Annotated in this window: 34 protein-coding genes and 1 tRNA gene; 33 read left to right on the top strand and 2 right to left on the bottom strand. The window is 66.1% G+C overall.

Features of this window, described 5'->3' with window-relative positions:
* On the bottom strand, window positions 1–307 hold a 307-nt coding region (locus BST13_RS40505), incomplete at its 3' end, for a helix-turn-helix domain-containing protein (RefSeq protein WP_158087257.1).
* Between the two features lie 126 nt (window positions 308–433).
* On the opposite strand from BST13_RS40505, the gene BST13_RS35380 reads away from it, so the two are divergent.
* The 17 genes from BST13_RS35380 (at window position 434) to BST13_RS40030 (ending at window position 9,448) form a co-directional block, all read left to right on the top strand.
* Window positions 434–640: a helix-turn-helix transcriptional regulator gene (locus tag BST13_RS35380; protein WP_158087256.1), complete on the top strand. Its 207-nt coding sequence runs from the start codon at window positions 434–436 to the stop codon at window positions 638–640.
* Window positions 637–1,092, top strand: a complete 456-nt coding sequence (locus BST13_RS35375) for a hypothetical protein (protein ID WP_083170535.1) — start codon at window positions 637–639, stop codon at window positions 1,090–1,092. The genes BST13_RS35380 and BST13_RS35375 overlap by 4 nt, the downstream gene beginning before the upstream one ends.
* Before the next feature lie 56 nt (window positions 1,093–1,148).
* Window positions 1,149–1,895: a CDGP domain-containing protein gene (locus BST13_RS40045; RefSeq protein WP_245839938.1), complete on the top strand. Its 747-nt coding sequence runs from the start codon at window positions 1,149–1,151 to the stop codon at window positions 1,893–1,895.
* The gene (locus BST13_RS35365) at window positions 1,895–2,470 is read left to right on the top strand and encodes a 3'-5' exonuclease family protein (RefSeq protein ID WP_083170533.1); all 576 of its coding nucleotides are present in this window, start codon (window positions 1,895–1,897) and stop codon (window positions 2,468–2,470) included. Before BST13_RS40045 ends, BST13_RS35365 begins: the two co-directional genes overlap by 1 nt.
* On the top strand, window positions 2,467–2,835 hold the full coding sequence (locus BST13_RS40285; RefSeq protein ID WP_281254789.1) for a WhiB family transcriptional regulator: 369 nt from the start codon (window positions 2,467–2,469) through the stop codon (window positions 2,833–2,835). Before BST13_RS35365 ends, BST13_RS40285 begins: the two co-directional genes overlap by 4 nt.
* A complete protein-coding gene (locus tag BST13_RS35355; RefSeq protein ID WP_083170529.1) occupies window positions 2,832–3,014 on the top strand; it encodes a hypothetical protein in 183 nt (60 codons plus the stop codon). The genes BST13_RS40285 and BST13_RS35355 overlap by 4 nt, the downstream gene beginning before the upstream one ends.
* Complete coding sequence (locus BST13_RS35350) at window positions 2,995–3,354, top strand: hypothetical protein (protein WP_083170527.1); 360 nt, start codon at window positions 2,995–2,997, stop codon at window positions 3,352–3,354. The genes BST13_RS35355 and BST13_RS35350 overlap by 20 nt, the downstream gene beginning before the upstream one ends.
* A gap of 50 nt (window positions 3,355–3,404) precedes the next feature.
* A complete protein-coding gene (locus BST13_RS35345; RefSeq protein WP_083170525.1) occupies window positions 3,405–4,280 on the top strand; it encodes a DUF2303 family protein in 876 nt (291 codons plus the stop codon).
* On the top strand, window positions 4,277–4,474 hold the full coding sequence (locus BST13_RS35340) for a hypothetical protein (RefSeq protein WP_083170523.1): 198 nt from the start codon (window positions 4,277–4,279) through the stop codon (window positions 4,472–4,474). The genes BST13_RS35345 and BST13_RS35340 overlap by 4 nt, the downstream gene beginning before the upstream one ends.
* Window positions 4,471–4,692 carry a hypothetical protein gene (locus BST13_RS35335; protein WP_083170521.1) on the top strand — a complete coding sequence of 74 codons (222 nt, stop codon included), beginning with the start codon at window positions 4,471–4,473 and terminating at the stop codon, window positions 4,690–4,692. The genes BST13_RS35340 and BST13_RS35335 overlap by 4 nt, the downstream gene beginning before the upstream one ends.
* Window positions 4,689–5,384, top strand: coding sequence for a helix-turn-helix domain-containing protein (locus tag BST13_RS35330; protein ID WP_083170519.1), 696 nt, complete (start codon window positions 4,689–4,691; stop codon window positions 5,382–5,384). The genes BST13_RS35335 and BST13_RS35330 overlap by 4 nt, the downstream gene beginning before the upstream one ends.
* Window positions 5,381–6,241: a helix-turn-helix domain-containing protein gene (locus BST13_RS35325; RefSeq protein WP_083170517.1), complete on the top strand. Its 861-nt coding sequence runs from the start codon at window positions 5,381–5,383 to the stop codon at window positions 6,239–6,241. The genes BST13_RS35330 and BST13_RS35325 overlap by 4 nt, the downstream gene beginning before the upstream one ends.
* Window positions 6,238–6,375 (top strand): hypothetical protein, encoded by a 138-nt coding sequence (locus BST13_RS39240; protein ID WP_158087255.1) that lies wholly within the window; start codon window positions 6,238–6,240, stop codon window positions 6,373–6,375. Before BST13_RS35325 ends, BST13_RS39240 begins: the two co-directional genes overlap by 4 nt.
* Before the next feature lie 319 nt (window positions 6,376–6,694).
* On the top strand, window positions 6,695–7,066 hold the full coding sequence (locus tag BST13_RS40035; protein ID WP_245839937.1) for a DUF5131 family protein: 372 nt from the start codon (window positions 6,695–6,697) through the stop codon (window positions 7,064–7,066).
* Between the two features lie 48 nt (window positions 7,067–7,114).
* Window positions 7,115–7,903, top strand: coding sequence for a helix-turn-helix domain-containing protein (locus tag BST13_RS35315; protein ID WP_142282927.1), 789 nt, complete (start codon window positions 7,115–7,117; stop codon window positions 7,901–7,903).
* 222 nt (window positions 7,904–8,125) lie between these two features.
* Window positions 8,126–9,004, top strand: a complete 879-nt coding sequence (locus BST13_RS35310; RefSeq protein WP_083170513.1) for a DUF1922 domain-containing protein — start codon at window positions 8,126–8,128, stop codon at window positions 9,002–9,004.
* 54 nt (window positions 9,005–9,058) lie between these two features.
* Window positions 9,059–9,448, top strand: coding sequence for a hypothetical protein (locus tag BST13_RS40030; protein ID WP_245839936.1), 390 nt, complete (start codon window positions 9,059–9,061; stop codon window positions 9,446–9,448).
* An 11-nt stretch (window positions 9,449–9,459) separates the two neighbouring features.
* On the opposite strand, the gene BST13_RS39235 is transcribed toward BST13_RS40030, so the two are convergent.
* Window positions 9,460–9,576: transfer RNA gene (locus tag BST13_RS39235), tRNA-OTHER, on the bottom strand.
* A gap of 107 nt (window positions 9,577–9,683) precedes the next feature.
* On the opposite strand from BST13_RS39235, the gene BST13_RS38550 reads away from it, so the two are divergent.
* The 16 genes from BST13_RS38550 to BST13_RS35220 all read left to right on the top strand — a co-directional run bounded on the left by BST13_RS38550 (window position 9,684) and on the right by BST13_RS35220 (window position 21,538).
* Window positions 9,684–10,130: an HIT family protein gene (locus tag BST13_RS38550; RefSeq protein WP_095533842.1), complete on the top strand. Its 447-nt coding sequence runs from the start codon at window positions 9,684–9,686 to the stop codon at window positions 10,128–10,130.
* A gap of 14 nt (window positions 10,131–10,144) precedes the next feature.
* On the top strand, window positions 10,145–10,375 hold the full coding sequence (locus BST13_RS38545) for a hypothetical protein (RefSeq protein ID WP_095533841.1): 231 nt from the start codon (window positions 10,145–10,147) through the stop codon (window positions 10,373–10,375).
* Window positions 10,376–10,863: 488 nt separating this feature from the next.
* Window positions 10,864–11,211 (top strand): HNH endonuclease, encoded by a 348-nt coding sequence (locus tag BST13_RS35285; protein WP_083170509.1) that lies wholly within the window; start codon window positions 10,864–10,866, stop codon window positions 11,209–11,211.
* A gap of 119 nt (window positions 11,212–11,330) precedes the next feature.
* Window positions 11,331–11,936 (top strand): hypothetical protein, encoded by a 606-nt coding sequence (locus BST13_RS38895; RefSeq protein WP_142282926.1) that lies wholly within the window; start codon window positions 11,331–11,333, stop codon window positions 11,934–11,936.
* Window positions 11,908–13,386, top strand: a complete 1,479-nt coding sequence (locus BST13_RS35275) for a terminase (protein WP_083170505.1) — start codon at window positions 11,908–11,910, stop codon at window positions 13,384–13,386. The genes BST13_RS38895 and BST13_RS35275 overlap by 29 nt, the downstream gene beginning before the upstream one ends.
* Window positions 13,383–14,861: a phage portal protein gene (locus BST13_RS35270; RefSeq protein ID WP_083170503.1), complete on the top strand. Its 1,479-nt coding sequence runs from the start codon at window positions 13,383–13,385 to the stop codon at window positions 14,859–14,861. Before BST13_RS35275 ends, BST13_RS35270 begins: the two co-directional genes overlap by 4 nt.
* Complete coding sequence (locus tag BST13_RS40025; protein ID WP_245839935.1) at window positions 14,842–16,635, top strand: VG15 protein; 1,794 nt, start codon at window positions 14,842–14,844, stop codon at window positions 16,633–16,635. The genes BST13_RS35270 and BST13_RS40025 overlap by 20 nt, the downstream gene beginning before the upstream one ends.
* Window positions 16,632–16,835 carry a ribosome modulation factor gene (locus BST13_RS35260; RefSeq protein WP_083170501.1) on the top strand — a complete coding sequence of 68 codons (204 nt, stop codon included), beginning with the start codon at window positions 16,632–16,634 and terminating at the stop codon, window positions 16,833–16,835. Before BST13_RS40025 ends, BST13_RS35260 begins: the two co-directional genes overlap by 4 nt.
* A gap of 128 nt (window positions 16,836–16,963) precedes the next feature.
* Window positions 16,964–17,578: a hypothetical protein gene (locus tag BST13_RS35255; RefSeq protein ID WP_083170499.1), complete on the top strand. Its 615-nt coding sequence runs from the start codon at window positions 16,964–16,966 to the stop codon at window positions 17,576–17,578.
* 12 nt (window positions 17,579–17,590) lie between these two features.
* Complete coding sequence (locus BST13_RS35250; protein WP_083170497.1) at window positions 17,591–18,511, top strand: phage major capsid family protein; 921 nt, start codon at window positions 17,591–17,593, stop codon at window positions 18,509–18,511.
* Window positions 18,512–18,668: 157 nt separating this feature from the next.
* Window positions 18,669–19,154 (top strand): hypothetical protein, encoded by a 486-nt coding sequence (locus BST13_RS35245; RefSeq protein WP_245839934.1) that lies wholly within the window; start codon window positions 18,669–18,671, stop codon window positions 19,152–19,154.
* Window positions 19,147–19,506 carry a hypothetical protein gene (locus BST13_RS35240; RefSeq protein ID WP_083170495.1) on the top strand — a complete coding sequence of 120 codons (360 nt, stop codon included), beginning with the start codon at window positions 19,147–19,149 and terminating at the stop codon, window positions 19,504–19,506. Before BST13_RS35245 ends, BST13_RS35240 begins: the two co-directional genes overlap by 8 nt.
* The gene (locus tag BST13_RS35235) at window positions 19,503–19,895 is read left to right on the top strand and encodes a hypothetical protein (protein WP_083170493.1); all 393 of its coding nucleotides are present in this window, start codon (window positions 19,503–19,505) and stop codon (window positions 19,893–19,895) included. Before BST13_RS35240 ends, BST13_RS35235 begins: the two co-directional genes overlap by 4 nt.
* A gap of 2 nt (window positions 19,896–19,897) precedes the next feature.
* Window positions 19,898–20,134, top strand: coding sequence for a hypothetical protein (locus BST13_RS35230; protein WP_083170491.1), 237 nt, complete (start codon window positions 19,898–19,900; stop codon window positions 20,132–20,134).
* A gap of 93 nt (window positions 20,135–20,227) precedes the next feature.
* Window positions 20,228–21,043, top strand: a complete 816-nt coding sequence (locus tag BST13_RS35225) for a hypothetical protein (RefSeq protein WP_083170489.1) — start codon at window positions 20,228–20,230, stop codon at window positions 21,041–21,043.
* 96 nt (window positions 21,044–21,139) lie between these two features.
* Window positions 21,140–21,538, top strand: a complete 399-nt coding sequence (locus tag BST13_RS35220; RefSeq protein WP_083170487.1) for a hypothetical protein — start codon at window positions 21,140–21,142, stop codon at window positions 21,536–21,538.
* Window positions 21,539–21,658 lie beyond the last annotated feature (120 nt).

Below are 21,658 nucleotides of genomic sequence, written 5' to 3'. Positions count from 1 at the left end.
GTAATGAATAGGTCGGGGGTTCGATTCCCCCAGGCGGCTCCATGCCCCCACCATCGGGCCCACTGTCGGGTCGGATGGTTCCATCCTTGAGCCACAAATACGGCACGCCTGTCCGCATTGCCCACAGGCGAACTGACTGCGTGCTGGGCGGGGTGCGTCCATTTATCCACGCGCTCACCGTGTTTCGATGAACGTCTAGATAGTCAGCCATTTGCTGAACCGAGACGTCGGCGACTCTGAGTGCTTTCGCCAGGCGGTCGGCTAGGTCCCACTGGGGGACAAACACACCTTCTGTGCTTGTACTCATAGTCCGACTTTGACACATGTTTGTGCAAAGCGCAATGCGTACTGCATTCTACGGTTGAACACTCAAATTCATCGACACGCTGTGTTGACCTTGCGATGTGCAATGCACTGTGCAATGGTGACTCACATGCCAACGCACACCGATACCGAGTTCATCGGTTCAGCGGAGGTTTGCCGAATCCTGAAGGTCCACCAGGCCACCATTGGTCGGTGGGTCGCTGCGGGCGATCTCGAACCCGCGCACAAGCTCCCCGGGAAGAACGGCGCCTACCTCTTCCGCCGATCCGACATAGACGAACTCGCCGCCAAGCGCGCTGCTGAGGCCAGCGAATGACACTCGCTGGTGACATCCGCATGATCTCGGCGGCCGGCCTTCGTTTGGTCGCCGACATGCTCGACGGCCCTGAGCGTCTGGTGAGCGATCATGACGAACCCGTGGGTGGTGACGCTGGGGAAGCGTCGCCACCCACGGAGTTCTGCCAGCTGCCTGATTCGGTGATCCTCGGCAGGGCTGCGGACGTGATCGATTACGCCGCCAAGTTCACCGATGTCGCGATGACATTGCCGCCTGTCCGCACGTCGGACCAGTCTGTGCTCGACCGATTCACAGCCGAATTGCGTGACCGCGCTGCGCAATTCGAGGTGATCGAGTCTGATCCTGATCAGCTATCCGTGCGTCAGGACGATCTCGCCGCGCACATCTTCGGTTCGTGGCACGCGACAGGCGCTAGCTGGTCCGACGTCGCGCGCGAGCTACTCGCCGATTTCTACGTCACCAAAAAGTAAGCGGCCCGCGCCGGGTCGCACCCCGGGGCGGGCCTTTCGACAAACAGGAGGTACCCGTGTCTGCAACCACGATAGAGGAGCATCACGCGAAGTGGTCGCACCTACCGACGACGGTCGTCGCGTTGCCGCATTCGGAGCCGGTCACCGTCGATGACGTCGAATTCAGCTGCGACCTGGCGTACCTGCGTGATCTGCTCGACGCCATCGCCGACCAAGCCGTGGTCGACGGCAGCCAGTGGGATCCGATCGGCCTCACGGTCGCATTCGAGGACGCAGCGGCGATCGATGCCTGCCTGGACTGGCCCGTCGATCACGCCGCCGAGCTGCTCGACGCGTGGCGCCAGGGCACCTATCCGGTTCCCGAGATCGCCGACCTCGACGCATCGGTGCTCGGGACCGTGCCGGGCGCCCCGTGGCTGGTTCCGCTGAGTACTCGACGGCGGCCGGCTCGGCGCACGGTGCGTCGGTTCCTCGCCGCCATGGCCGCTGGCGCGGTCCTGGCCGGAACCGGGATCGCCTACGCCGCGCGGGCCGACGCGGCCCCGGGCATCGGCTGCCAGACCGTGCTGTGGGGATTCCTCGGCTCGCAGCGCCGCACCATCTGCGACAGCCCACAGCGCGCCGACGGCTCCTGGACCCGTGAGCGGACCATCTGGTGGCCCGAACGGTGGGTGCCGCTGGCCTGTGGCCGCTATTCCTGCTGGGGCGGCTACTGGCAGGACGCCGGCGGCAGCCGCGAAACCTACCCCGTCACCCCGGAGACGGTGCTGGCCGACGAGCCCGGTCATCTGGTGGGTGCCTGATGGGCGACATCGTGTTCATGGACACCGAGACCCTCGGCCTCGACCTGGATTCTCCGATCTGGGAATTCGCCGCCGTGCGCCGTGACGGTGAGACCGGCCGGGAGTACCCGCTGCATCTGTTCGTCGAGCACGACCCGCAGCCGTGGCTTGACACATTGCCCGCCGAGTTCGCGCAGGACTACGCGGCGCGCTACGACCACGACCGCGCGGTCGGCATCAACGCCGCAGCCGGGATGATCACCATGTTCCTGGAAGGCCGGCCGACCATCATCGGCGCGGTGCCGGACTTCGACACTGCACGAATCCGGCACCAGATGTTGCGTCCCAACGGGATTCAAGACCCGTGGCACTACCACCTAATCGACATCGAAAACGTGATCGTCGGGTGGGCCCGCGGGATCGCCACACCGACCTGGCCTGAGTTCTGGCCGATGACGATGCTGCCGCCCTACAGCTCCGACGAGCTGTCCGCTGCCGTCGGGGTCAACCCGGAGGACTTCGACCGGCACACCGCCATGGGCGACGTCGAATGGGTACGGGCGCAATGGGATGCCGTCATGAGTGGTGCCCGATGAGCAGTGCATGGATGGAGCGAGCTGCGTGCCGCAATAAGGACCCGGAACTGTTCTTCACCGAGAAATCCGGCAACGGCGGCCGCGCAGACGCCGCGCGAGCGGTGGCGATCTGCCAGCAGCAATGCCCGGTGATCTTGCAGTGTCGCCAGCACGCCAAGGCGACAGGCGAACGCCACGGCGTCTGGGGCGGGCAACTCATCGACGACGGAAAACCGCTACCGGACGTGCTGTGCGGCACCGAATCCGGCTACAACCGTCACCGCAGGCTCAAGGAACCCGTGTGCATCGCGTGCCGCAAAGCAAGCAACAAGGCGCGCGAAAAGCGGAGCGAACGCCGCGCTGCTCGTGAGGCGGCGCTCACGTGATCCGCGCAATCTGCATCCTCGTCGGCGCGGTCGCCAGCGGATCAGCCCTGGCCGGTATCTACCTCGGCGCCATCACCCTGTTCGGCGTCGGCCTGGCCGTCGCGGTCGCCGCCGGCCTCGGCGCCGATCTCCATCAATTCACTGAGAGGAACACAACGCATGTCCGACAACGGCTCTGACCCCAACGACTTCGCCGTCACGTTCGTACAGCACGCCAAAGGCCGCGCCAACGACGATGCCACGGCCAAGCTCAAAGAGGTTGTCGAGGCGGTCAACCGGACCGGTAAGCCCGGGAAGGTCGTCGTCGAACTCACCGTCAAACCCGTACCGAACATCGCCGGCACGTTCAGCCTCGAAGACAAGATCACCTACACCCTGCCGAAAGAACCGCGCAAGTCGATGTGGTTCGGCACCGACGACGGCCGCCTGACCCGCAACCAGCCCGGCCTCTACGGGCCCGTCTCCGCTGCCACCATGCCCGCACCCGACGGCAAATCCGCTGGCGCTGGCCACGACTGACACTGCCTGACCCTCCCCCAACAGCAACCAACCGGAAGGAATCCGAACCAATGTCCGACACCAACGAACTTGCCGATCTGGCCGAGCTGGCCGCCATCACCACGGCCAGCGTCGAGCACGCCCCACACGAGGCGCAGATCGTCGATAGCACCGTGGAGCACCTTCGCCACGCTGTCGCTGTCACCGAAAACGGTGGCCTGCAAGTAAAGGCGATCGACGACCGGGCCGCCGCCCTCGAAGCCTCCATCGTTCCACTGCGCGCCAAAGGCACCCGCACCGTGAGCGATGTCGACTCGTTCCTGCACGAACTGGACCGGCGCCCGCTGCCGTTGAATACCGGCACCCTGTGGGGAAACGCAGACCGCGGCAAGATCGACGCGATCTACAACGACCACGCCAGCGCTGTCGGCGGTGCCGCCGGATGGCGCGACGACATCCTCACCCTCAAGCTCACCGATGATCCGGATTGGGTGGCGTGGCACAAGATCTCGGGCCAGTACATGCCCCAGGGCAAGTTCGGCGACACGATCGAAGAACTGCGCCACTGCATCACCTCACCAGATCAAGCTGACCTCCTGTTGATCATCGACAGCATCAAGCAGTCCACCAAAGGCGAGTTCGAATCGGCCCCCACTCGCGCCAACGGTGCACTGACCTACGTCTACAAGATGGAGGTCGCCAGGACGGCAGGCGTCGCGGGCCGCGAACTCGAAGTGCCCGAACACATCATGCTGTCCCTGCGGCCGTGGGAAGGCCACCCGAAGCTCTACGACGTCCCGGCCTACTTCCGCACCGACGTTGTCGACGGACACCTGCTGCTCGCCGTCAAGCTGTTCCCGACCCGCGAGATCGTCCGCCAAGCATGGGCCGACCTCACCGCCCAGATCGTCGACCACCTCGACCTCCCGGTGTACGCGCAGCCATGAGTAACACCAAGTCGAACAGCAACGGGATCGGCATCGGCACAATCCTGTTCGTCGTCTTCCTCGTGCTCAAGCTGACCGGGGTCATCACCTGGTCCTGGTGGTGGGTCACCGCTCCGTTGTGGGCCCCGGCCGTCGTGATCGTCGTGATGCTCGGCCTGAGCGCTCTCATCATCAAGGCGGCCGATCGCCCGTGAATCCCATCCCGTCGCTGGACGACTGCAACTTCTACACGGTCCCCACCGGCGACGGACAGTTCATCGGCCGGGTGCGCGAGTTTCCCAACTTGCGCACCCGGCGCCGCGATCGCGCCCTCGACGCGCTCGACGACGTCATCACGCTCACCCGCAACCGCATCGCCGACCTCACCGGCATCGCAGCCCTGGTCGCCATCCAACAAAGGAACCACCCATGACCACCACACACCGCACCGCGGCCACCCGGTTCTTCTGGGCCTGGCTGATCGGCTCCGCGGCGGTGTCCATCGCTGGCAACGTCACGCACGCCATGCTCGGCGCCGCGCGCTCGCCCGTGATCGCCGCCGTTGTCGCATTCGTCATCGTCGCCATCCAACTGTGCGCCACCTACGGCGCCCACGCCCTGGTGCGCGCCCGCATCACCGGCGCCGCCTACCGCGCCGCCCTGTGCATCGCCGTCACGCTGGCGGTCGGCTCATTCGTGCTCATGTTCGTCGCACTGCGCGACCTCGTCATCACCTGGGCCGGCTACGCCCCCGTCACCGCGTGGATCGTCCCGCTCATCGTCGACCTCGGCATCACCGGCAGCACCGTTGGAATCGCCGCGCTGACCAACGCAGCCCGCGCCGAGCAGCTCACCACCACGCAGCCAACCCCGCAGGCCAGCGCCGCCGTGCACGTCGAAGTGCACACCGGAACCGCGCAGGTCGACGACCCCGCGCGCCACGACGCACACCACGCGACAGCAGTGCGCATCGTGGCGCAAGGCGCGGTACGCATCGCGCCCGAACGCGTCGCGCAAGTCCTCGCCGCACGCGCCGACGGCGCCAACGCGAGCACCATCGCGCGGACCCTCGGCGTGCACCACGCAACCGTTCGACGCATCATCGAGCACCAGGACGCAGCGTGACCGGGTCGACCTGCTCCAAGTGCAGGCGGCTGCGGCCACCACTGCGGCGCGGCCTATGCCCGAACTGCTACGAATCCGCGCGGCAGCGCATCGGGTTCGAATCGAAGTACGTCGACGCCGAACCAGCCCGCCAGCACGTCAACGCGCTCGTCGAGGCCGGCGTCTCACGCCGCCACATCTGCCGGATCGCAGGCCTACACCGCGGAGACCTGGCGACCCTGATGAACGGACGCGGCAAACGTGGACTCGCACCAAGTCGGCAGATCTTCCGCGACAAGGCTGATCGCATCCTCGCCATTCCGCTGCCCGCCGCGGCCCTGCATCGGCTGGTCTCTCCCGGCCAGTTCGTGCCGGCCGTCGGCACGCTGCGGCGGCTACGCGCACTCGTCGCGATCGGCTACACACAAGCGGATTTGAGCCGACGAATCGGGATCCTTCCGACCAACGGCTCCCGACTGTTCAGCGGCAAGCACACCGTGGTGACCGCCGCAACAGCGCTGCGCGTCGAAACACTGTTCAACGAAACGCAGCTGATCCCCGGGCCCAGCGAGCGAGCGCGCCGCCGCGCCGCAGATCTCGGGTGGCCACCGCCGCTGGCGTGGGACGAAGACACGATCGACGACCCGGCGGCCACGGCCGACCGCACCACCTGCAAACGCTCCCGCAAACCGGAGCTGTACGTCGAGCTGCGCGAACTCGGGTACTCCGACGCCCAGATAGTCCAGAAACTCGACACCACCGCAGTCGCACTGGAGCGAGCCCTCTACCGCGACAACATCCCAGTCAGGCCGGGACTGGTCGAGCTGGCCCGGGAAGAACGCAACGCACGCGTTGTCGACGAGCGGATGACGGCATGACCGACAACACCGCAACCACGGCGCTTCAGCACCACTGCCGACTGTCCATCGAGACGATGCACCCCCGATTCGGAAAGCTCGACAAGGCCGGCGGGTTCTCGATCGTCCTCACCGTGAACAGCGGCTACGAATGAATCGAGGCCGGATTCGGCGGGCCAGTCTGGCACGTCTCGGTCGCCCCGCTCCGGGCGTTCTACGGAGCAACCCTGTGCGGCCAGCGAGCCGAACAGGAACTCGACGGACTCGGAGACCCGCAACTCGGCGAATGGCGCGAATGGACCGGCCGCGCATTCCACCTCAAGCGACGACTCACACCCACCGAACAGTCCCAGGTCGGCCCGGCCGTCGACATCCGCCGCACCCCCGAGGCGGCCCGCCGCGCGCTGCAACTCAGCCCGCGGCTACTCGCCCTCGTACCTCCAGACGTACTCGCCGCCGAGATCGGAGATGCCCGTGAGCGATAAAACCAAGATCGAATGGTCCGACGCGACATGGAATCCCGTCACCGGCTGCACCGAGGTATCGGCGGGCTGCGATCACTGCTACGCCAAGACATTCGCCGAGCGTTGGCGCGGCACACCCGGTCACTACTACGAGCACGGGTTCGACGTGCAGCTCCGACCGGAGAAACTCGACCAGCCGCTCCGGTGGACCCGGCCGAGACGGATTTTCGTCAACAGCATCCCTCGACGGGGTGAGGCTTACCGGGCCGACTTTCCGCACCATCACCCGACCTCGATGTACCGGCTCGGGAAGGGGCGCGCTGGCCGCGAGCTGTACCACGACGGTCGCACCTTCGACGGGTACCCGAGGGGCGCAGCGTAGATGCTCACATTCGACAGTCGGAGGCAGTGGACGCGCCTGGTGCTCCGCATGCCGTGCAAAGAGCTTTCCGCGTCGTGCAAGACGGTCCTGCTGGCCCTGGAGGGCTACGCGGACTACCGCGACGGCACCGGTGCACACCCGGGCGAGCAGAACCTCTCTGAGGCCGCTGGGGTGGACGTGCGGACCGTACGGCGGGCCCTGGCCGCCGGCCGCGCACTCGGACTGATCCAGCAGACTGCGGCAGCAAACCCCAAGGCGGGCAAGGCCGCCGAATACCGCCTCACGCTGCCCGCGGCCGACGACAGTTCTACAGGACACGCCAGTCCTGTGAATAACTCCACCACCGGACACGTGGGTCCTGTGAACAACTCCACCGTAGGACACGTGAGTCCTGTTGAAACAGGCCACCACCGGACAGGAATGTCATTTCAACCGGACACGCCTGTCCTCTCACCTAAGCCCTACACCAATACCCAAGGGTTGTTACGTAACTCGGGTACGTCACCAGAGCCGCACATCGCCGAGATCCACCTCGACCATCCGCCCGCCAAATGCTGCCCCCAACACCGGGGCTACCGCGACGACTGCGGGCAATGCCGCAAAGCCTGGGGCGCATTCAAGGACTGGCAGGCCGTTGCCGCCGACCACGACGTCGCCATCGCCGCGGCCCGAGACGCAGACCGCCGCCGGGCCCGCCAAGCGATCGCCGATTGCCCCGACTGCGACGACTTCGGACGAGTCAGCATCACGCTCGACGATGACGGTGGCCGCGGCGAACACCTCGTGAAGTGCGATCACCCGAAAACCCAAGCAGCACAGGCGGTGGGCTATGCCTGACATGGATCGAGACGATGTCATGAACACCTTCGTGCGCGGTCCCGGACGTTGTCACCGTCGCCGTACCACAGGCGCGGTTTACGAGGCATACACCACCACGGGAGCCATCAATCGGCGGTGCCCGAACTGCGACGCCAAACCGCGGGCTTACTGCCGTCACGACGACGGCACGCCACGCACAATTCCCTGCACGCAACGACTCTCAGAGAGGCCAGGACGAGGATGACGACCAACTGCCTCAACCACGCGTGCAAACGGCCGTCACAGCTCTACCTATGCAACGACTGCACCCGAGTACTCGGCAACATGCTCGACCGCGTGCCCGAGCTGCTCGACGACCTCGACGCGCGCATCCAGAAACTCGACCGCGTACCGCACGGCACCATCGGCCGCATCCGCAGCGCCTCTGACCTCAACGTCATGGACTTCGACGCCGCAGAGACCGCGCGAGACACACGAAAGCTCCTGCGGCGCTGGGTCGAAACCATCGCCGAACGGCACACCGGCCGCCGCCCACCCGGCCTCGACACCATCGCAACCCGCGACCTCGCACGCTGGCTACAGGTCAACATCGAAGCGATCGCACGACTGGACTGCGCCGGCAACATCTTCGACGACGTCAACAAGCTCGTCGGATCGGGCGACAAGGGCGGCCAGCTGGTCTGCGCCATCGACCGCCGCGAACGACACTTCATCGGCCCCTGCTCGACGATCACCGGCCACGACAACGCCGGTCACCCGATCGAATGCAGCGAGATCCTCTATGCGCAGGTCGGCGATCGCACCGTCGACTGCCCAGCATGCGGCCAAGAGATCGACGTAGCTGCCAACCAGCGCCGAGCGCTCGCCAGCCGGGACCTGATGACCGAGCCCACCTTGCTCGAAGCGCTCGACAACGCCGGGGAGCCAATGAAACCCGAGACGCTCACCCGCTGGATCGCCATCAAGCGTCTACGTCCGCGCGGCTACCTGCACCAAGGGCAATTCGTCAAAACCCGTGTCCAAGAAACTGATCGGGCGCTCTACAGCTTCGACACTGCCCGCAGATTGCTGCGCCGCGACACCCGGCTCACCGGTCGACAAAAAGCGGCCGTCAAATGAAAAAGGCTGACGCAATTACCACTTATCGGCACAACCAAGGAGAGACGGAGAGAAATGACCATCACCGACCCCGATCAGGATCGCGGCCTGTACGGCAAGTACCGCGTCGAGAAGCTCAACGGAAAGCCGGTAGGCGAGTGCTTCGTGCTGGAAGCTCACGACCCCCACGCAATCGCGGCGCTGCACGCCTACGTAGGGTCATGCGCGGGCGAAAATCGCGCGCTCGCAATCGATCTCACGCGCATGGCTGACCGCTGGGAAACCGAGCAGAAGCGGCCGCGCGTCGAATTGCCGAAGTGCAGCTCATGCCACCGTGAGCGCACCCTCAACGACGCCTACGACTACAACCCGCTGCAGGTCGTCACTGGCCAGCCGCTCGGCTGGTACTCCGGCGACGACGGCGAAGTGTGCCCCGAGTGCATGACCAAGATGCTCCGCGGCTGACGTAACAGAGGTGGTACCGGTGACGGGACTTGAACCCGCAACTTCCGTCAGAAGGGCTCGGCTGTCGTGCGCATCGACAACACTCGTGGCCGCGATCCTCAGGGCTCTGCCGATTGAGCTACACCGGCGTGCCGAGACTACACGAATCATGCGCCGGTCGCCGTTCCGGCGATGCGGTACTCACGCAGCCGCGAGGGTCCGGCAGGCCTCCGGCGGCTGACGTAAGGAGGCGAACATGACGAAATGCCCGTTCTGCAAACCGAACTGGGGAAACCTGGACATCGTCCAGAAGTGGATGGGCGGATGCGTCGCCATCGTCAACCCGCTCAATCCAGTGACCGAGGGCCACGTCCTGGTCATCCACTGGGACCACGACGAGAGTGCGGCAGTCGATATCCACTCCTCTCGCCGCGCGGCCATGCTGATGGCTGTTGCCGCCGATTACGTGAACACGCAAGGCTTGCAGGCCAACATCATCACCAGCATCGGACCTGACGCCACACAGACGGTGTTCCACACCCACGTTCACGTCGTGCCTCGACGCCCGAATGATGGGCTGACGCTGCCCTGGACAGACCAGAGCCAGGCGTGCGGCGCGGTCGTGCATCCGAGCTACTACAGCGGGCCATTCGTCCATCCAGGGTCGCGCGATGCGTGCAAGATCTGCCCGCCGCTTACCTGACAGAAGGAACCGAGATGAGCGATACCGCACAACGATTCACGGTCGGGCGGGACATCTTCATGAGCGGGACCGCGCTCTGCCCCGTGTGCAGCCAGCCATTCAAGGGCGGCGAGCGCGTCTACGACCTCACCCACGATTCCACCCCATGGAGGGCCGAAGACGACGAAGACCGCGAGTACGCCAGCTACACCTGGCACGTCGACTGCGACCAAGGCTCACTCGCCGCCGCTAGCTACTCGAACTGACGTAAGGACATGCATGATGAGCGACAAGCCAATTGACCTTGGTTCTGCACTTGGTGCGTTCGGAGAACTCATCGAACCGTGTGAAGCCGTACCGCTGGGCGAGGTGTGGGCCGGGCCGCGCAACAGTGACCCGCTGCGCATGTTCGGGCCCGGAACCACCGACGGCGGCCGTGCTGAGGCTGGGTGGTTCAAGGTAGGCACGCTCGACGGCGACGGTCCAACCCTCATCCCCGATGGTCCATGCGAATGCGCTTGCGATGACTGTGTCAAAGGTCGCCACTGTGACCGAGCATCGTGCGCCCAACCGGCCTGACGTAGGGCCCGCGTAGCAACTCGCCGAGCTGAGCGGCAACACACCGCTAGAACCGTGCTGCGCAGATATGTCCATCCTGACCTGCTAATATCCCTTCCCGAGTCGGTACCCCCATGTCTGAACCCCTTCGGACCTGGGGGTTTCCTCGTTTCTAGCTACCTTCGCCGGAGGTGAAATGAGGACAGGACGAGCAGGCCGCGGCGGTGCACGCAGGGTCCAGCGCAACACCACGACACGCGACAAGCACCGCCGGATCATCAGGCTCGGCCTACCGCCGAGCCCATACGGCCCGAAGCCCGACTGCTACCACTGCGGCGAGCCGATCGACTACGACGCGGACTACCTCGATCCGCTGGAATTCACCATCGATCACCTGAAGGCCTTGGCCAAAGGTGGATCGGACACGATCGACAACATCGTCCCGGCACACCGCAAGTGCAACCGCGACAAGTCCGACAAAGACATCAATGACCTTCCCGCGGGCATCACCTTCGTGACCGCACGGCGTTGGTGGTCCGACTAAGCCCACCCCCCTGGGCGGTCGACCCGAGGGGGTCGGCCGCCGCCCCTCACGGCATAGGCGGCCCTCTCTCCCTGGGCTTTTCTTTGTTTTTCGATCCACAGGCAAGGAGGTGATCGACGATGGCACGCAACCCCGATACGCCCTGCTCAAGCTGCGGCAAGATGCTCTGGGGGGGTAGCAGATCACTTCCGGGGGGAACACGGCAGTGCCAGGACTGCCGTCAAGCTGGCCGGCCCAAGGATCACGTCCTGTTCAGCGACACGCCCGCACCGGGCCGGCACCTGGCCCTCGTCCGCGCCGACGGCACTGTCCCGGGCGCCGCCACTGCGGCGCCTGCCGCGTCGGTGCTGACCGCTGCCGAATCCGGTGACGAGCTGCAGCAGCTCATCGCGATGAGCGCGCGGGTCGCCCAGTCGATCGCCAGCCCGGGGACCAATGCCACGGCGCTGGCCGCGCTCGTGCGCCGCCAGCTCGAACTCCTGCGTGAGATCGCCGACCTGTCCGGCGAGCCGGTCAACCGCGACCGGCTGACCACGTTGCGTGCCCGGGTCGCTCGCGCTCTCGACGACACCCGGACCAGTCCCACCGCGCTGTCGGCGCTGACTCACCGCCAGGCCGACATCAGCCGCGAACTGGCCGCGCTGGCCGCCGCCGCCGGCGAAGGCCAAGACGGCGCGCTCGTCGCCACCACCAGCAATGAACTCTGGGACGCCTCGGCTATCTGAGGTCGCCCGCCACCTGATCCAACCGGCCGGCATCGTCTCGACCGCCTGGCCCAAGGTCCGCGACACCTGCGCCAACCTCGGCTGGGGCTTCGACAACTGGCAGGACGGCGCCGGCCGGCTGATCCTCGCTCTCGACGCCGAAGGCCTCTACGCCGCCGACACCATCGTCATCTCCATACCCCGCCAGGTCGGTAAGACCTACCTGATCGGGGCCATCGTGTTCGCGCTGGCGCTGATCATTCCCGGCCTGACGGTGATCTGGACCGCGCACCGCTTCAAGACCGCCCGCGAGACGTTCGACTCGATGAAAGCCATGGCCAGGACCGACAAATGCTGGCCGCACATCCGCGATATCTCCGACTCGCACGGAGACGAAGGCATATTCCTGCACAACGGGTCACGAATCTTGTTCGGAGCCCGAGAAAACGGCTTCGGTCTCGGGTTCACCGGCGTCGGCATCCTGATCCTCGACGAAGCTCAGCGGGTCACCGAAAAGGCGATGGACGACCTGATTCCGACCATGAACACCGTCAAGAATCCGCTGCTGTTCATGATGGGCACCCCACCCCGGCCGACTGACCCGGGCGAAGTGTTCACCATGCAGCGCCAGGACGCGCTCGACTCGGTCAGCAGCACCTGGGCCGACGAGGACAACCCATCGGTACACGGCGTCGGCACCGAACTGTCACTGTTCATCGAGTTCTCGGCCGACGCGGACGCCGAGCTCGACGACCGCGACCAGCTCCGCAAAGCCAACCCGTCATATCCGCACCGCACCGGGGAACGCGCGATCCGCCGCATGCGCAAGATGCTGTCCGACGACGCTTTCCGCCGTGAGGGGTTCGGCATCTGGCCCAAGGTCAGCGTTCACCTGGCGATCATCAGGGACGGTCAGTGGCGCAAGCTGTTCGGCGCCGGGCCCGACGACGACGTGGCACCCGACGCTCTCGGGGTGGACATGTCCCACGGCATGGACATCTCGGTCGGGGCAGCCTGGATCGACGGGCCCACCGCCCACGTCGAGGAAGTGTGGGCCGGATCCGATGTCGCGGCCGCCATCGACTGGATCGCGAAGACGGCCGGCCGACGCATCCCGGTGGTCATCGACGACCTGTCCCCGGCCGCGCAGATGATCCCCGGTCTCAAGGCCCGCAAGGTCACCGTGATCCGCTCCACGGCCCGCTACATGGCCAAGGGCTGCCTGTTGTTCCAGACCCGCGGCAAGGCCGGCACCGTCACCCACGCCGGCCAGGAGTCCGTGACCAACGCGCTCAAGGGCGCGCGGCGCCGGCCGATCGCCGAGGCCGGCGGATGGGGATATGACCGCCGCGACTCGACGGCCATCATTCATCCGCTCGTGGCGGTCACCTTGGCCTTGGCCGGGGCCACCGAAAAGCACCGACCAGCAAGGGATTCAACGCGATCAGGAAGGAGGGGAGGCGTCCTGTGACCTCCACCGAAACTGCCCGAGTGCGTTTGCCCGGTATCGGCAGCGACGACAATGCCCTGATCAATGGCCTGCTCGGCGAACTGGACAAGCGTCGACCGCGCAACTACCTCCGCGCCTGCTACTACGACGGTCGTCACGCGGTCCGCCGCTTCGGATCGGGTGTGGTGCCCCCGGAGTACTTCAAACTCGGCCTGGTGCTCGGCTGGTCGGCAAAAGCTGTGGATATCCTCGCGCGGCGCTGCAACCTCGACGGCTACACCTGGGTAGACGGCGACCTGGATTCCCTTGGCTACCAAGAGGTGTGGGATGAGAACTATTTCGGTGCCGAATCCTCCAGTGCCGGTGTCTCCTCCTTGATCCACGGGCCCGCATTCCTGATCAACACCACTGGGGCCGAGCACGAACCCGCCTCGCTGATCCATGTCGCTGACGCAATCACCACCACCGGCGAACTCAACGGCCGCACGCGCAGACTGGACAACCTGCTCTCAGTGCTCAAGCGCGACGAGGAACGCAACCCGCTGAGCTTGGTGCTATACCTCGACGGCCGCACCGTCACCGCGACCAGGGCCAGCATGGGTCGCCGCTGGACGGTCGAGGACAAACCCCACCCCTGGGGCGTGCCGGCGGAAGCACTGATCTACAAGCCCCGAGTCGGGCGACCGTTCGGTTCCTCGCGGATCTCGCGGGTGGTGATGTCGCTACAGGATCGCGCACTACGCGTGCTGACCCGGATGGAAGGCCACGGCGACCTCTTCTCCTACCCGGAACTGTGGATGCTCGGCGCGGACCCGCGCGAGGTGCTCACCGACGATCAGGGCAATCCGCTGCCGACGTGGAAGGCGATGATGGGCCGGATCAAAGGCATCGCCGACGATCCCGACGCGCCGGACGACAAGCTGGCCCGCGCCGACGTCAAGCAATTCCAGCAGTCCTCACCGGCCCCGCACATAGAACTGTTTCAGCAGTGCGCCAACGACTTCGCCGGCGAAACCGACCTGCCCGTATCGGCGCTCGGGGTACAGGCCAAGACCAACACCAGCCTCGCCGACGGCTCCGACAACGCCGAGAAACAGCTCATCGCCGAGGCCGAAGGCACCACCGACGACTGGTCTCCGGCGTTCCGCCGCTCCATGGCCCGCGCGCTCGCGATCAAGAACGACCTGGACGAGATCCCGGCCGCATGGGCGAGCATCGACACCAAGTGGCGCCCACCGGCCTACCTGTCGCGCTCGGCTGTCGCCGACGCCGGCATGAAGCAACTCGCCGCGGTGCCCTGGCTCGCTGAGACTGAGGTCGGCCTGGAGCTGCTCGGCCTGTCCGATCGGGACGTCAAGCGGGCCATGGCGCAAAAGGGTCGCGCCCAGGCGGGGTCGCTGGTCGACAAGCTGACCGCCTCCCCGGTCACCGAAGTTCCGGCGCCCGCACCGGGTACCGCACAACAGGCCGCGGCCAGTGCCGGTAGCGGTTCCTGAGTTTCAGCTGCTGCTCACGCAGCTGGCCGCCGACCTCGGCGTGAAGGTGGAGCGGCTGCTGAGCCGGATCGACCGGCTCGACCAGAGAGAAGCGCTGGCGTTCCTCACCGAGGCCTACCCGGCCTTGGCGATGCCCTACCTGGACCTGGCCGCTCAGACCACCGCGACGTTCTACGCAGACCAACCCGTCGGCCCTCAGCCACCGGGTCAGGAATTCGTCCCGGACGTTCCCACAGACCTGGTGCCGGCCGACCGGCTGGCGGCCTCCGCGCGGTGGGCCTTGTTGCAAGCCAAACCGATTCCCGCGCTGCAAGGCTCGGCGATGCGCGCGGTGTTCGACGGGTCGCGCGACACGATCATCCACAACGTCGACCGCGAGAAGGGCGCCCGGTGGGCCCGCCACGCTTCGGCCAACGCCTGCGCGTTCTGCCGCATGCTGGCCACCCGTCGCGCGGTATACACCTCAGAGGCCGCAGCGACCCGCGTCGTGGGCCGCGGGGTGGACCTGACCGAAGCGGACCGCAGAGCCATCCACGGCGGCCTGATGACCCGTGACGAGGCACTGGATCGCCGCGCGGTGTACCGCAACGCTCGGCAAGCCGCAGCGGCCGGCAAGAGCGTCGGGAACACCCGGGCCAGCATCGGCCGCACGCGCGGCACCCGCCCGCTCGGCGAGAAGTACCACGACCATTGCCACTGCGTCGCGGTCTGTGTGCGCCCGGGCGACACCTACGAACCGCCGGCCTACGTCGAGCAGTGGGAACAGGACTACATGGCGGCCGTTCGTGGTGCTGCCAAAGACGGCCAGACCAAAGGCGAATACGGCGCGATCGACATCACGGCCGTCGTGGGCCGCATGGAAGCCATCGAACGCGAGCGCACCGCAGCCTCGGTGCCCGCGGCCCGCACCCGGCCCGCCGGGCCCGCCAAAGATGCGGCACCGGCTCCGAAAACGGGCACCGACGGGCCACGTGGACCGAAGGACCCCGGCGGCGGTGGCCACACTGGGCTGGCCGATCCCGGCGACACTCCTGATCCCAAAGACATCGCCGCGTGGCTCGATGCCGAGGATGCGCACCGGGCCGCCGTCGAGTACTGGCGCCGCGTCGATGCCGAAGACCTGCACAGCATGCCGGCGCCGGCCGCCAAGCCGGTCACCCCGATGGAACGGGCCGCACGCGAACTCGACGAGGCCATCGCCTCTGGCGACGACGACCGTGTCGAACGGGCCGCCATCGCACTGGAAAACCTCGAGGACGCCGAACGCAAAGCCGCCCAACGCAAGGAACGGCGGCGCGAACGCGACCGCGCCCGCCGGTCGGCCAAGGTCAACGCGCAATCCGATGAGATCCTGGCCAAGATCGACCAGGGGTATGACCCGGCCGAGGCTGAGGCCGAGGTCACCGGCAAGTCCGTCGAGTCGATCCGCCGGCGCGACTTCACCCGCATGGCCCGCCTGGAGGGTCTACCGGGCGACAACTTCGAGCAGCTGCTCTCCTCGGCGTTCCACAAGCACATCAGCGAGCTCGCCATTGAGGCCGAGAACGCCACCAACGGGTTCATGCTCAGCGCCCGCTACGACGGCAAGGTAAACCCCAAAAACCTCTGGTATGTCAGCGATAAGAAGGCACGCGAGATGATGAGCGGCGACATGGCGGCATGGTTCGACGAGCACGGCGGGCGGATCACCCGGCAGATCTTCAAAAAGATGGTGCTCTCCGGGCAGTACTCTCTACGCAGATACACCGCCACCGGTGAGGACTTCTTGCAGTGATCACGCCCGAGGATTGCAAGCGCGCGCGGGCCGAGGGCCGCGCCGCGCAGCTCGGTGACGTCAACCCCTACGCCGGTAAATCGCTGGCCCTCGCCAAGCTCTGGGCCGCCGGCTACGAGGACATGACCCTCGCACGGCTGTACTCGACCCCCACGATGCAGCGCTATCTCGCCAACCGGACCGACGCCAACGACGCGTAGGCCGTAGGCCCCCTATTCGACCGTTCCCGCGCAACGTGGGGCGGCTATTCGACGTCCCCGGACGTCACCCCCCTTGAAACCACCTCGGCCGCAACGGCAGAGGACTACCCGAAACGGGAGAAACACGCATGTCTGAAATCAACGAGCTGCCCATCCACCCGACGACGGGGCTTCGCGCCATCGGCATCGGCAAGCGCGGTCCCTGGTGGCCGGTCATGGGCGGAAGCGGTGAGGGCGACGGCGGCGCCGGCGACGGCGACGGCGACGGTGGTCAAGGTGACGCCGCAACGGGGTCGCAGGGTGCCGATGGCGACAAGAAACCCACTGAAACAGTGGAGTTTTGGAAGGGCAAGGCCCGTGAGCAGGAGACCCGGGCCAAGGCCAACGCTGCGGCGGCCAAGAAACTGGCCGAGATTGAAGAGGCGAACAAGTCGGAAGCCCAGAAGGCAGCCGACCGCATCGCCAAAGCCGAAGCCGAAGTTGCCGGCGTGCCGGCGAAAGTCGCCGAGGGACTCAAGGCGCACCTGGTGGCGCTGCACAAGATCGCCGACGAGGACGCGGAACTGTTCCTCACCGCTACCGATCCCGATCTGCTGCTCAAGCAGGCCGCTCGGCTGCTCGCCCAATCAGGCGGCAAGCGCAAGAACAACAACTACGTTGCCGACCAGGGCAACGGCGACAAACCCGAAAAGCCCAGCGGCATGCGTGAATTCACGCGGGAGCTGTTCGGCAACAACACGTAAGGAGACGACATCATGGCGGTACTCACCAGCCCGCAGCTCAACCTTCCCAACGAGATTCTCGATCCGTGGCTCGGCAAAGTGAAGTTCGGATCGGCGATCGCCACCCTGTCCGGGGCCGAGCCGATGAAGTTCGGGACCGGCCAGTTCATGACCTTCGACATCGGCGAAGCCGAGTACGTCGGGGAAGGGGCCAACAAGGGGCCCTCGACGATCACCCCGACCACCAAGACCACCAAGCCGTTCAAGTTCCAGAAGACGGTGCGGTGGACCGAAGAGGTGAAGTGGGCCGACGAGGACCAGCAGCTGCACGCCATCGAACAGATCCTCGGCCTGATCCAGCCCGCGCTGTCCCGGGCGCTGGACTTCGGTGTGTTCCACGGCATCAACCCCACCGGCGGCGCACCGGTCACTGCGATGACTGAATACCTGTCGCAGACCACCAACTCGGTGGAGATCGTCGCAACCACACCTCCGCAACTGCTCCTGGACGCCGCTGACGCGCTGGTGTTGGCTGATCGCTATAACCCGCGGGATCTGGCTCTAGACCCCGTGTTCGCCGCCTCGTTTGGCAAGCAGCGCGTCCCGGTCGCCACAGGGGAACCGATCGGCCCGAAGATGTACCCCGATCTCGCCTACGCCACCGCGCCGGCCGGACGGCTGGAGAACCACAACACGTCGGTCTCCGACACCGTCGGCGCTGTCGGTGTCGCGGCTACGGCCACCAAGGTCTACGGATTCGACGGCGACTTCTCAGCGATCCGCTGGGGCATCCAGCGGGCCATCGGCCTGAAGATGATCGAATACGGCGACCCCGACGGCCAGGGCGACCTGCAGCGCAACAACCAGGTCGCGTTCCGCGCCGAGGTCGTCTACGGGTGGGGCATCGCCGCACTCGATGCTTTCGCCAAGCTCGTCGACGCGGTGGCCGGCTGACCATGCCCCGCTACCGCACGGAAACCGGTGTGGTCGTGGACGTGCCTCAGGACAAGGCACAACGCATCGGCGGGCTCACCCCCGCCGATGCACCGACAGCGCCGCGGCCCGGCCCGAAAAAGGCCGGCCAGAAGGCGAGCGGGCGGAGCGAGGACTGATGGCTGATCTGCTCACCCCGGCCGATCTGGCCAACTTCGCCGAGATCGATCCCGGCAAGGCCCAGGACATGATCGACGACGTGATGGGGCTGGCCATTCTGTCAGCCCCATGCCTCGGCGAAGACAACCTGGACCCGCTGAAAGCCAAAGCGGCCAAGGCGATCCTGCGCGGGGCCGTCCTGCGATGGAACGAGGCCGGCCAGGGTGGGCGGACCCAGGTGTCTGACACTGTCGGTCCGTTCCAGCACTCGGAAACCTTCGACAACTCCACACCACGGCGCTCGTTGCTGTGGCCGTCGGAAATCGCTCAGCTGCAAGCGATCTGTACGGGAGGCGGTGACCGGAAGGCGTGGAGCTACGACACCGCGGGCGGGGGGAGCGTGCAGCACGCCGACACCTGTGCGATCAACCTCGGGGCGACGTTCTGTGACTGCGGGGCGATCTACACCGGTGCCGGACCATTGTGGGGGTCCGGCTGTGACTGAGACCGTGACGGTCACACCGCTGTTCGGTATGGACGCGGGTAGCAACCCGCTGCCTGCGGGCGTTCCGGTCGTGCTGACTCCGCTCGTGGTCGCACCCGGGAACACGGCGCTCTCGTTCGGTGAGGACGGTGAGCAGGACACGGTGGAGTTCACCGTGTATTTCGGTCTCACCGCCTACCGGCCGGACACGGACGCCTGGGTTCAAACGACCGACGTCGTCAAAGACGACTACGGCATCAGGGTCCGTGACCGCGATTGCCTTGCCCGCGTTCGGGTATGGCAGCGACCGCGCACCGAACCAAGCGGTGTTGAGGTCCTGTGCAGGTCCACTACCGGTAGGTCCGTCGGATGACGCGCGTCCTGGCCGACATTCTCCCGGCAGTGCGTGGGTGGCTGGACGCCAACATGGCTGGCGTCCTGGTGCGCGACAACGTGCCGGCCAAGTGGACCCCAGCACAGGGATCGCTACTGACCGTCGCCGACGACAGTGGCCCGGCTCATTGGCCGGTGAAGTCGCAGCACATGTTGCGGCTGACCGCCTACGCCGCCGGCCGCGACGACGCGGTGCGCATCGCCACCGTGGCAGCGGGCAAGCTCGCCGAATCCAACCCCCGCCCACCGGGTGTCGCGAACATCAAAGGCGGCGACATGGGTGGGGTCCTCGATGGCCGCGACAAGGCCACCGGCGCCATGTTCGCGTCGGTGTTGCTGACCGCACAGGCACGAACGGTGGAGGTGTAGCGATGAGTTTCGAACTGGACCACAGGGGTGCCGAGGAAGTCCTCAAGAGAATCGCCGCAGGCGAAATCAACGCTCTGGCACGTAAAGTCGGCAGCCACGCCGGTGACGATGCGATCGTCGCCGAGTACACCACCGATCGTGCTGCGGCGTCGATCTCGGTTCCGGCCGAGCAGCAGGCCAAGGACGGTGTGCTCACGCGCGCCGCCGCGGCTGCTGGCCTCGAAATCCACCTCAGATAGATCCGCAACAACCCCATTCCAGCCCCGTCTACCTGGCGGGGTTTTTTGTTGGCCCGCAAGGGCTGTCAACGCCCTTGAAGGAGGGAAATCACCATGGCGTACACCATCAATCCCGATGTCACACTGATTCCGGACAAGGCCGAAGTCTGGCTCAAGCTGGCAGCCGACGTGGCGGACATCAACACGATGATCCCGGCGACACCGGACGCCGACCTGGAAGTCCTCGGTTGGCTGTTCTCCGGCCTGCTTGACGACAAGAAGGGCATCCCGCTCAACCCGTCGATCGAGAAGAAGGAGTACGACGGCTTCGGGCATCCCCTGTTCCGGGTGAAGCTCAAGAAGGGCAAGCTCGAAACCGGTTTCACCGTGCTGGAAGACAACGCGGTGACCCGCAAGGTCGTGCTGCCCGGCTCGGCGCCGAACAAGATCGGCGCGCCGAAGAACGTGCAGATCTACGTGCTGTACCGCGTCGTCGACGAAGACACCCTGCAGGGCAAGCGGGTGTGGGTGCAGCTGACCCCGGCACCGGTGGAGACCAAGAGCCACGGCGGCTTCATCGAGGGCGAACTCAGCTTCGCCGAACTCACGGTGCACCACACCCAGGACGCCAACGGCGATGTTTTCCAGGTCGTCGATGCCAGCTCGGATGACGTGGTCAAGACGTTCACGATCGCGGCCGGCGTCACCGCGTACACCGCCACAGCCGGTGCGGACACCACGGCGTCGATCACCACGAAGACCGCGAACGCGCTGCAGACCGCGTTGCGTGGCCTGGCGTCGGTGCAGGCGCTGCCCGCGCCCGGCGTGACCGTGGAAGGTCCGTCGGGTGGGCCGCTGGTGGCGACGTTCACCGGACCGATCACCCCTGTGTCGGCGGCCGGTACCGGCGGCACTGTCACCGTCGACTGACACCAAGACCCCCGGCCCGAGTGAGCATGGGACTCCCTCACTCGGGCTGGGCCTCCAAACCCACGGAGCCCCAACACCACTCGTAGGAGTCCAATCATGACCACACCCCGCAAAACCCCTGCACGCAAGGGCATCCCGGCGAATGCGCCGCAGCCGCAGGACCACAAGCAGAAGCGGTCCGCCGCCGCGCGCAAGGCCGAAGCCGAAGCCGAATCCGGGTACGTCACCATCGAGCAGTGCGGCATGGAGCTGAAGATCGCCGTCGGCGGCAACATGCCGCTCGACGCGATCCTCTTGTTCCAAGAGGACCCGGAAACACTGCAGGAGTACGGTATTGAGGCTGACGACCCCGGCAGGGACGCGAAGCTGAACCTCGCTGCAACGAAGCTGATGCTCGGCCCCGAGCAGTGGTCCGAGTTCCGCAAAAAACGGCCTACCGTCGATGAATTCAACGAGATCGGCGTGAAGCTCGAAGCGATATCGGGGGGAAACTAGGCCGCCTCTATCGCCTGCTCGACAAGTACGGCGACGAGATAGAGGCAGACCTCCTGCACTACTACCCCCAGGTCGACCTGCTCGACTTCTACCGCGGGACGCTGACCACGCGGCGGCTCT

Origin of the sequence: Mycobacterium aquaticum (assembly GCF_002086485.1) — a bacterium.
GTDB classification, from domain to species: domain Bacteria; phylum Actinomycetota; class Actinomycetes; order Mycobacteriales; family Mycobacteriaceae; genus Mycobacterium; species Mycobacterium aquaticum.
The sequence above is the reverse complement of the archived record's forward strand: the minus strand, read 5'-3'. Positions and strand labels throughout refer to the sequence as shown.